We start from the raw sequence: 10,309 nt of genomic DNA, 5'->3' as shown, positions 1-10,309 counted from the left end.
TGTTTCTTTCAAAAAAAGTATAGCATACACTAGGTCTATTAAATTTACCCAAAATCATGATATAAAAAAAGTAAAGCACCAACAATTTGTTGGTGCTAATGTTTCACTTATTTAGGGACATTTTCAAAAATGCTTGACATAGTTTAATTTCTTTTTTTTAAATTTTCTGTTTATTTTTTTTTAGCACTCAATTGCAAAAGTAATTTCCACCCCTAACACATTCAACAGTGGACGTTAGTCTTACAAATTAAAGGGTAGATTTTACCTTTACAAATTATTATAATAATATTAGATATACCAATCAATAATCCTTGCCTGATCATAGAGAGGGTTCTTTATGCCTAAATCCAAACATTTTACCCTTAGTGAAAGAATTACCATCGAACACATGATTAAGGATTCCTTTTCATTTAAAGCAATTGCTAGAGAACTTGGTCGTGACTGCACTTCTATTTCTAAAGAAACTAAACATCATATTACATTGAAAAAGACAGGCAGCTATGGCAAATCATTTAACAACTGCGTTCATCGTTTTGTCGCTTTTGTTCAAAATGCTCTGATGTTTGCTCTGATTACAAAGAATATATATGCCCATTACAATCAAAACCACCTTATGTTTGCAATGGATGTGACAATCTTAGAAATTGCACTCTCCAAAAATCTTACTATAGTGCAGCTACCGCCCAGAAAGAATATGAAACACGCCTTTTTGAATCACACAGTGGCATTACCACACCCGAAGAGGAAGTTTTACGTCTTGACAGAATAATTAGTCCCCTTATACAGAGAGGACAATCAATTCATCATATCTGTTCCAACAACAGGGATGTCATAATGCACAGCGAAAAGTCAATTTACAATTACATTGACTATAATCTTTTTTCTGCTAGAAATATTGATCTCTCTAGAAAAGTAGTTTATCGTCCAAGAAAAAAATCTATTAACAAATTCAAAGTCGATAAATCTTGCAGAATAGGTCGCACTTATGAAGATTTTTTAATCTTTATGAAAGAACATTCGATACACCAGTTGTTGAAATAGATAGTGTGGAGGGCACAAAAGGGGGCAAGGTTCTTCTTACTATTCATTTCAAAAGCTCCCAATTTATGCTAGCTTTTATTCAGGATGCCAATACTTCACGGTCCGTAATTGATGTTTTTGATGACCTCTACTGGGAACTTGGTCCAGATGTTTTTCTAGAACTCTTTCCAGTAATTCTAACAGATAACGGCAGTGAGTTTTCAAATCCAGAGGCTATTGAGTTTAATAAACTAGGTAATCCAAGGACACATATATTTTACTGTGATCCATCGGCCCCATATCAATAGGGCGCTGTTGAAAATAACCATGAAATAATTCGTAGGATTGTTCCAAAGAGACATAGTTTTAATTCATACCTGCAGAAGGATATTTCATTAATGATGAATCATGTCAATTCCTACGGAAGAAAAAAGCTGAATGACCGTTCACCCTGTTCGGTATTCAGCTTCCTTCATGGGGCTGTTACACTTAAGAAACTCGGTTCAGAATTCATCTCACCAAATGAGGTAATTCTGAAACCTAAATTACTTAAAAAATAATATTTTATCAGGCAAGTATTGCTGTTAGGTATATCGTACAATTTATCACATTTTGAGGGGTGGATTTTACATTTGCGAAAAAACAGTAGATATAAACGTTTTTTTATTGAAAATTATTTATAATTTTTTCAGGGTAGAATTTAACTCTACAAAGTGGAACTTACTTTTTCAATTCACCATTTTTTTTAGCTTTTTATAGATTTTAAATAAAGCATATCCGTTTATTCTTTCCCTAATGCAACCCTTTGTTGACAATTATTAGACGATATAGTACTATTACATTTAAATTAAATAATAATAGCAAATTTATTTAAATTATAAAAAAATAAGTTAGTGGAAGGAGAAATTAAAATGCCAATAAAAATACCAGACAACTTACCAGCATTCAAAATTTTGAATAAAGAAAATATATTTACTATTACAGAAGACCGAGCATTTCATCAGGATATTCGCCCTTTAAAAATTGTAATTTTGAACCTTATGCCCACAAAAATTGAAACTGAAACACAAATATTGCGGCTTCTTGGAAACTCTCCACTACAGATAGATATTGTACTTCTCCATCCCGAAAGCCATGCATGTAAAAATATATCTGAAGAACATTTGATTAAATTTTATAATACTTTCGATGAAATAAAAGACTCTAAATTTGATGGAATGATAATAACAGGAGCTCCAATTGAAAGCGTTCCCTTTGAAGAAGTAGATTATTGGGATGAACTAAAAAAAATCATGGAATGGAGTATACATAATGTATATTCAACCTTACATATTTGTTGGGGTGCTCAAGCAGGACTTCATTATCATTATGGACTTGAAAAACATAAACTGGATAGCAAAATATTCGGAGTGTTCAAACATATAATAACAAAACAAGATGTTAGACTTTTGAGTGGATTTGACGATGAATTTTATGTTCCACAATCAAGATACACTGAAATAAGAAAAGTAGATATTGATAAAATAAAGGAACTCCAAATCTTATCCGAATCAAAAAAATCAGGAATTTACATTGTATCAGCAAAAAAAGGACGTCAAATTTTTGTGACTGGCCACTCAGAGTATGACCCATTAACGTTAAAAACTGAATATGACAGGGATATAGCAAAGGGGTTAGACATAAATGTTCCAGACAATTATTTTCCGAATAACGACCCATCAAAGCCACCTATTGTAAAATGGAGGGGACACTCTAATCTGCTATTTTCTAATTGGTTAAACTATTATGTTTACCAGGAAACACCTTATAATCTAGTGCACCTGGATTAAAATAAGCATAAACTTGCGTTATTCTTATTTCTGAGAACTAATTCCAAGTGCATTAAAAACGCACAGCTTAACTTTTTATTATCATTATTTTGTGGTATATTATTCACAATATTAAATGTTCTTAAATTTCAAAATAAGGTGGTAAATAATATGAATGAAACTGTAAATTTATTAAAGTCTCATAAATCAATAAGAAAATATAAAGATCAACCTGTAGAAGATTCAAAAATAAAAGCAATTATTGAATGTGCTCAAAGTGCTGCAACTTCCAGCTATATTCAAGCTTATACAATTATAAGCGTGAAAAATAAGGATAACAGAAAAAAAATAGCCTATCTTTCAGGAGATCAAAGTTATATTGAGCAGTGTCCATTATTTTTAGTTTTCTGTGCCGATTTAAACCGTGCTAAAACATGTTGTGAAATTAATAATGTAACTATGGAAGAAGGATATACTGAAGCTTTCATTATTTCAACTGTAGATGCTGCTCTTGCCGCCCAAAATGCTTTAATTGCTGCAGAATCATTAGGCCTTGGAGGAGTGTACATAGGTGGAGTAAGAAATAATCCATCACAAATCAGTGAAATTTTACGGTTACCCTATGGCGTATACCCTGTATTTGGAATGTGCCTCGGTTATCCTAATCATAATCCAGATAAAAAAGAAAGATTACCACTAGACGTGATATTTAAAACAGATGAGTATAACGCAAACAGTGATGCTGAGAAAATAGAAGAATATGATATTCACATTAAAGATTATTATGAAAGAAGGACTAAAGGAAAAAGATTAGACACATGGACAACTCAAATTTCTAATCAAATGAAGAAACCCCAAAGACCCCATATGAAAGATTTTTTAGAAAAACAAGGGTTTATAATAAAATAGGTTTAACTAATTAGTACTGTTAAAAAGAAGGGATGCCCTATTTATATGCATCCCTTCTTCCTTTACTTGAATTGCTTTTAGTTTTTATTATAAACCTCGTTTACAATTGAACCTATTTTCTCCACATAGCATTCCACTACATCCCCATCTTTTAACACTTTAGGTGGTATAAATCCCATTCCAACACCAGCCGGTGTGCCTGTACAAATTATATCTCCAGGCTTAAGTGTAAATCCTTTAGACAAATCGCTTATAATATAAGCAATATCAAAAATCATATTTCTAGTGTTAGAGTTTTGTCTAAGTTCACCATTAACTTTGCACTGTATGTTTAACTCTACTGGAAAAACAATCTCATTTTTATGAACTATTGTAGGACCCATAGGGCAAAAGGTGTCTAAGCTTTTAGCTTTAAACCACTGCTTGTGCTTTGCTTGAAGATCCCTTGCTGAAACATCATTTGCAACAGTATACCCAAATATATAATCTTCTGCCTCCTCTGGCTTTATGTTTGTCCCTTCTTTTCCTATAATAACTGCAAGTTCAGCCTCATAATCCACCTCAGAAGTGGTTTCTTTAGAAAAACAAATTTTATCTCCAGTTCCTATAGCTGGACTAGCCACCTTCGTAAAGTATATAGGATATTCTGGTATAAAGTTATCTGAAATTTGAGTTATCTTGATTTCTTTTGCATGTTCCTCATAATTTTTCCCTATGCAAAACACATTTCTCTTAGGATAAGGAATAGGTGCCACAAGTTTTACCTCTGATAACTCTAAGGTATAAGTGTTTGTTGTATTTACTTCATTTTCTAACATCATTATTACCTTGTCATTGGCCATTTCTATAAACTCCTGAAGTCCACTTACTTCTGGTAGATTAAATCTTTTCATAACTTCCACAATAGGAATTATTTTAGTTCCTATTAATATTCCTGCCGACGTTTGATTTTTATAATCATAACTAACGAATTTCAAATTCAGCCCCCCTTTTATTTTTTGTATAATACTGTTATTATATCACAAGTTTTATATGTATTCACTTTAGTATTGTCCTATATTAATTAATATCAATGCTATAATAACGAGTACTATTGCTATTTCATTCTTTTTAGATAATTTTTCTTTATATAAGACTACTTCTCCTATGCTTATAAATATTATACTTCCTGCACTGTATAACGGAAAAGCTATGGATGTTGGTATTGAATTTAAAGCCATTATAAGAAAATAAGAAGAAAATAGATTCGGTATCCCCACCAACATTCCCATAAGTAAGTCTCTTTTCATTACTAACTTATCTGATTTTATAACGAAGTATAAACTAAATAGAAATGCTGTAATAAATATAACAAATAAAAACAAGTCTTTATATTCTATTAAAGCATATTTTTGAAATAGCTTGTTTTGAAATTCTGCCATTCCTCCAAATAAAAATAATAAAATGAGCGTTATATTTATGCTTGTACTTTTATTTTCATCATGTGATATGTTGGCAAAAATTATTGAAAATAAAGCTATAAATATTCCTACCCATTGAATGGCTTTAGGAATCTCCTTCCAAAATATAATAGAAAATATCATAGGTACTAAAATCCCAAGCTTGCCAAATGTGCCTGAAATAGATGCTCCATTTTCATTTACACTTTTTTGGTAATAAAGGAATGATAGAAAGAAAAAAGCGCCCCCTATTATACCAAGTAATATAGCCCAAATAAAACTAGCCTCCTTAGAAAAAGCCACGTTATTTTGTGATAAAACATTAATAAACTCAGCAATAAAATTGGTTAGGTCAAAATTAATTTTAAGTGGAGGTTTAGCTATAATCATTAGGAGTCCAATAGTTAAAGCCGTAAAATAATTTGCACTTGTAACTGCGTATCTGTTCATTTGATTGCCTTCACTAAACTTAAAAATGAGAGCAATGGAAGAGCTGCACATTACAGCTAAAAATAAATAAATCATATTTCATATCCCTTCACATATATGTTAGATTAAATTATCTTTTTTTAATAAATTAAATAATGTGGGCTTTAGATTAAATTCATTAATTAAAACATTAACTTCAGCTAGCGCTTTTTCTTTTTTCTCTGTAGATATATTAGCTTTTGAAGCTCTTATTAATAAATTTTTAGGAGAATGTGATATATCTATAAATTCTAGAAGTTGAGTTTTGTATCCGACGCACTCTAAAAGATTTGCTCTTATTGCATCTGTCATAAGCGCTGCAACCCTTTCTTGTATTATTCCATACTTAGTTATTATGGACAATGACTCTGCTTTAATTTGGCTATTAATTTCATGTTGGCAGCAAGGAACAGAGAAAATCATCTTACTATTCCACTTTATTGCATTATATAATGCATAATCAGTAGCTATATCACAGGCATGTAATGTTATTACCATATCAACTTTATTATTATATTTAAATCCATTTATATCCCCTAACTCAAAATGTAAGTTCTCATAGTTATACCTTTTAGCTATATCATTACAATTATTAATTACATCTTCCTTAAGATCAAGACCTATCATATTTACATTGATTTTTTTAATTTCTACAAAGTAATAATATAATATAAATGTTAGATAAGACTTTCCACATCCAAAATCTAATATAGTAAGGTCCACAAAATCATTATTTCTAATCTCATCATCAATAACTTCAACAAATCTATTTATTTGTTTATATTTATCATATTTTGAATTGACAACTTTTCCATCTTTTGTAAAAATACCCAAATCTATAAGAGGCTCAATTATCATACCCTCTTTAAGAATATAATTCTTTTCTTTGTTATGCCCCTTATTTTCAAGTTTTGCATTATCACTTTTTTTCTTGCCTAAGTGCACTTTACCTTTTTTAGAAATTTTCAAATCAAATGTTGTTATATCAGACCAAGCATCAATTTGTTTATACTGGGATGATACATACTCTAAAAGTTTTTCACCTAAAATATGTATATCAATGTTTTCATGAAATACTTGCTTATCTGTACATTTTTCTATTTGATAATACTGTTTTGTAGCATCTTCTTTAAGTATAAAGGTTATTTTATTATACTTTACATCCTTACTGGTTTTATTACTTATAACTAATTTTATAACATCTTGTTGTATAATTTCATCAATTGCTTTCTTTAACTCTTCCATTTTCATCACGCCTTACAATTTATTTTTAAAATATTTTTATATAAAAAAAATTATATATCAAATCAATTAATTCTAACACTTTAAAGACAATTAAGCATCTTAAAATTAATAAAGTACCCCCTTTTTTACAAGACGATACCCCATTGATTATTATTTTATTTTTCATCTTCCTTTGTTATCCTTTCTAATTGTGATCTCAGCTTATTAATTTGATAAGTTAGCTCCGATACTCTTCCTTCTGTTGGATCCAGATCATTAGGCCCACAAGAAATCTTTTCCAATTCAAAAGTTAAGCTCGAAATTTCAGTTTTCAAATCCTCAATCTGATTATTAATAACCCTTTCAGTATTTGCTATGTGATTTAAAAAATATGCATTGTAATCTTCATCCATTTGGTTACCTCCTATTCATTAGCGTTCCATGATATTGTGAACTTTGCTATTTATTTAGTAGAATTATTCCCTAATTTATAATATAATAATCTATACATATACTATAAAAATTTCTATTTTTTAATTTCTGTTAATACTAGTGTATATGACTTTAGTGTCTTTTTAATATAATGTAGTTAAAAAATAAAAGAAGGTGATAAGATGAACAATAAACTTACTAAAAAAGATGTTGAACAACTGCAAAAGGAATTTGATTATCGTAAAGGACCTTTGACAATGGAAATTGCCCATGAAAAGATGATAGCTGCAGCTCATGGTGATAGAAGTGAAAACGCTGAATATAAAGCCGCAAAATCTAGTATGTACGATAACTACAGAAGGATGGGCTATTTAATAAAAATGATTAGAACTGCCGAAGTTATAGATGATGTTATTATTAATACTAAAGGTGCAAATATAGGTGATAAATTACTAATAAAATTTGAAGGCAGTGATGATATAGAAGAAATAGAACTTGTAACAACATTACAAGTGGATATAATAAATGGCAAATTCAGCATTGAGTCTCCAATAGGAGTCGTTTTGTTTGGAAAGACAATAGGCGATATTGTAGAGGTACAATCCCCTGATGGAAATTATAAAATAGAATTAATAAATATAATTAATGAGTGACACAATTAAAACATCCCAAAATGCTCTAGCATTTTAGGATGTTTTTGTTTTGCTATCTCTTTAAGTAATATTCCATTACCTCTTTTACAATAGGTACCACATAGTGACTTTCACCTCTTTCTTCGACATCCTCTATAAGCATTGCTACCACTATTTTAGGGTTTTCTGTATCCATACATATAAACCATCCATTTTCTTTTGCAGTACCATCTTGGGTAAGTTCTGCAGTTCCAGTTTTACCAGCGAGAGCTATCCCATCAATTTTTGAAACATGAGCTGTGCCATCTGGATTATCTATTACGGCAGTTAAATCATCTCTTATGATTTTAACATTTTCCTTAGAAATTACATTTTCTTTCCAAATCTTAGATGTTATTTTTTCATTGAAATTTTCTAAAGTTGGGGACATAATATTCCCATCGTTAACAACTGCACTGTAGGATAGTGCGAGATGGAGTGGACTCATAAGAACCTGTCCCTGCCCAAAACCAGTATCTGCCAATGCCTCATCATTTTTAATTTTATCAGTAGCTACTTGTGATTTTACAATAGGATAATCTATTGGAAGCTCTTCCCCAATTCCAAATTTACTGCTTCCTTTTATGAATTCATCCTTACCTATATCAAGAGCTGCCATTGCAAAATATATGTTATCAGAGTATACAAATGCATCCTGTAGATTAACTGGTTCTACACGATCACCAACCCTAGTAACCATATGTGGTCCCCATGATGCGTCTTTTTGCCACTCACTTCCTGTTATTTCTATTTTTTTAGCAGGGTCTATAGTCCCTTGCTCTAAACCAATGGCAGCCGTTATCAATTTAAATGTTGATCCCGGCGAATATGTCCCTGTAAATCTATTAGTAAATGGATCTTTACCACTGTTTTGAAGACTCTCCCATTTTACGTTTGTTTCATTAGATTTATAAGTAGTATATACATTTGAATCATATGATGGGGAACTTACTAAAGCCAACACTTCTCCAGTTTTTGGATTTACAGCTGTACTGGCTCCAGCATCATTTTTCATTCCATCATATATTTTCTTCTGAAGATCTGAATCTACTGATAATGTTATATTTTCTCCATCTTTAGATTCTTTTTTTATAACATCTTCTTTTTCTGAACCGTTCGCATCGGTTATGTATATTCTTCCTCCATTTTCTCCCCTAAGTCTTTCTTCATATTCCTTTTCCAAACCATCCGCACCAATACGACTATATGTGTTATAACCTTGCCCAGGCATATCATTTAGTTCTTCAAGCTGTATTGGTCTTATGTACCCTATAAGGGACCCAAAAGCTTCTCCTCCTGGATATACTCTTCCAGAATAAGACTGAAAAAATACTCCATCAAGTTTTTTAGCCTCATCTGTTTTATCCCCTTTAATTATATTAACAATTGATATAAACTGAGTAGAATCTTCATTGCCTTTTAGTTTATCCTCTATAATCGAAGCATCAATATCTAGAATTTCAGCTAATTTGGATACATTACTATCTTTATCTATAACAAAATCTATAGGATTTAGTAACAAGCTTTGAATTTTTTCATTTTCAGCAAGCGGATTGCCATCCCTGTCATAAATTTCTCCACGCGTAGCAACATCGGCTTCTATCCTAATCTCATCTCCTGCTTCCATACTAAGAAATATCATATTCTCATCCCAGACTATTGTCCACTTATTTTCATCATCAACTTTTTCTTTTACCATAATTGCTGTATATCCAGGCTGGTCTAATTGCCCTACAGCTGTTTTCATAGATATAGAAAATGGTATGCTAATCGTCTTTTCCTTTCCTTCCACAATTTCTTCTTCATTATCCAATTTAATTAAGATGCTGTCGGCATCTATTCCATCGTAAATGCTAGTATATTTATCAACAAAATCATCTTGCGTTATTTTTTCTTTTGTTTTATTTGAAAGCATACTGTACATTGTTTTGTAATCTTTCTTTACCCAACTATTCTTATATGTATTAAAAGTTTCAGCTGCACTAACCCCTTTATTAAAAACGCCAAACATAAATAATGCTATTAATATTGTTATAATACCTACTATTACTAAAAAAAATATTTTCATCTGTTTTTTGGACATTTTATATATCACTCCTCTAAATATTTCGTGTAATATACTCTACACTATTGATTTTGTAGATTTATTACCTTGAATTTTCATATATTACTTAATTATAACATATCATATCATATAATATAATAGAGTATAGTCGGAAAACAATAATTAACAATATCCACATTTAGGAAATAATAATATGTATCTGGATAACGAATTATACTCAAATTAATTATAGGCATAACAAAAAGACTTTTTTACACATTATTTTAAAAAAGC

General features: G+C 30.6%; 10 protein-coding genes. 5 read left to right on the top strand and 5 right to left on the bottom strand.

Going from position 1 to position 10,309, the window contains the following annotated elements; all coding sequences use genetic code 11:
• The first annotated feature begins 337 nt into the window (after window positions 1-337).
• From JJD95_RS20180 to nfsA, 4 genes are all read left to right on the top strand, one after another.
• Window positions 338-769 (top strand): helix-turn-helix domain-containing protein, encoded by a 432-nt coding sequence (locus JJD95_RS20180; protein ID WP_367114847.1) that lies wholly within the window; start codon window positions 338-340, stop codon window positions 767-769.
• A gap of 337 nt (window positions 770-1,106) precedes the next feature.
• Complete coding sequence (locus tag JJD95_RS20175) at window positions 1,107-1,328, top strand: hypothetical protein (protein WP_367114846.1); 222 nt, start codon at window positions 1,107-1,109, stop codon at window positions 1,326-1,328.
• Between the two features lie 603 nt (window positions 1,329-1,931).
• On the top strand, window positions 1,932-2,849 hold the full coding sequence (gene metA / locus JJD95_RS18030; RefSeq protein WP_291644557.1) for a homoserine O-succinyltransferase: 918 nt from the start codon (window positions 1,932-1,934) through the stop codon (window positions 2,847-2,849).
• Window positions 2,850-2,999: 150 nt separating this feature from the next.
• Window positions 3,000-3,737, top strand: coding sequence for an oxygen-insensitive NADPH nitroreductase (gene nfsA / locus JJD95_RS18025; RefSeq protein WP_291644556.1), 738 nt, complete (start codon window positions 3,000-3,002; stop codon window positions 3,735-3,737).
• 77 nt (window positions 3,738-3,814) lie between these two features.
• Here the strand turns inward: nfsA and JJD95_RS18020 are convergent, their stop codons facing one another.
• From JJD95_RS18020 to JJD95_RS18005, 4 genes are all read right to left on the bottom strand, one after another.
• Window positions 3,815-4,714 carry a fumarylacetoacetate hydrolase family protein gene (locus JJD95_RS18020; RefSeq protein WP_291644555.1) on the bottom strand — a complete coding sequence of 300 codons (900 nt, stop codon included), beginning with the start codon at window positions 4,712-4,714 and terminating at the stop codon, window positions 3,815-3,817.
• A 66-nt stretch (window positions 4,715-4,780) separates the two neighbouring features.
• Complete coding sequence (locus JJD95_RS18015; RefSeq protein ID WP_291644554.1) at window positions 4,781-5,701, bottom strand: SMR family transporter; 921 nt, start codon at window positions 5,699-5,701, stop codon at window positions 4,781-4,783.
• Between the two features lie 24 nt (window positions 5,702-5,725).
• A complete protein-coding gene (locus JJD95_RS18010; protein WP_291644553.1) occupies window positions 5,726-6,889 on the bottom strand; it encodes an SAM-dependent methyltransferase in 1,164 nt (387 codons plus the stop codon).
• A 155-nt stretch (window positions 6,890-7,044) separates the two neighbouring features.
• Window positions 7,045-7,281 (bottom strand): hypothetical protein, encoded by a 237-nt coding sequence (locus JJD95_RS18005; protein ID WP_291644552.1) that lies wholly within the window; start codon window positions 7,279-7,281, stop codon window positions 7,045-7,047.
• Between the two features lie 201 nt (window positions 7,282-7,482).
• On the opposite strand from JJD95_RS18005, the gene JJD95_RS18000 reads away from it, so the two are divergent.
• On the top strand, window positions 7,483-7,953 hold the full coding sequence (locus JJD95_RS18000; RefSeq protein ID WP_291644551.1) for a GreA/GreB family elongation factor: 471 nt from the start codon (window positions 7,483-7,485) through the stop codon (window positions 7,951-7,953).
• Between the two features lie 52 nt (window positions 7,954-8,005).
• Here the strand turns inward: JJD95_RS18000 and JJD95_RS17995 are convergent, their stop codons facing one another.
• On the bottom strand, window positions 8,006-10,054 hold the full coding sequence (locus JJD95_RS17995) for a penicillin-binding transpeptidase domain-containing protein (RefSeq protein WP_291644550.1): 2,049 nt from the start codon (window positions 10,052-10,054) through the stop codon (window positions 8,006-8,008).
• Window positions 10,055-10,309 lie beyond the last annotated feature (255 nt).

The organism is Clostridium sp. (assembly GCF_016650035.1).
GTDB lineage: Bacteria > Bacillota > Clostridia > Clostridiales > Clostridiaceae > Clostridium_AD.
This window is presented reverse-complemented; position numbering and strand designations above follow the sequence as displayed.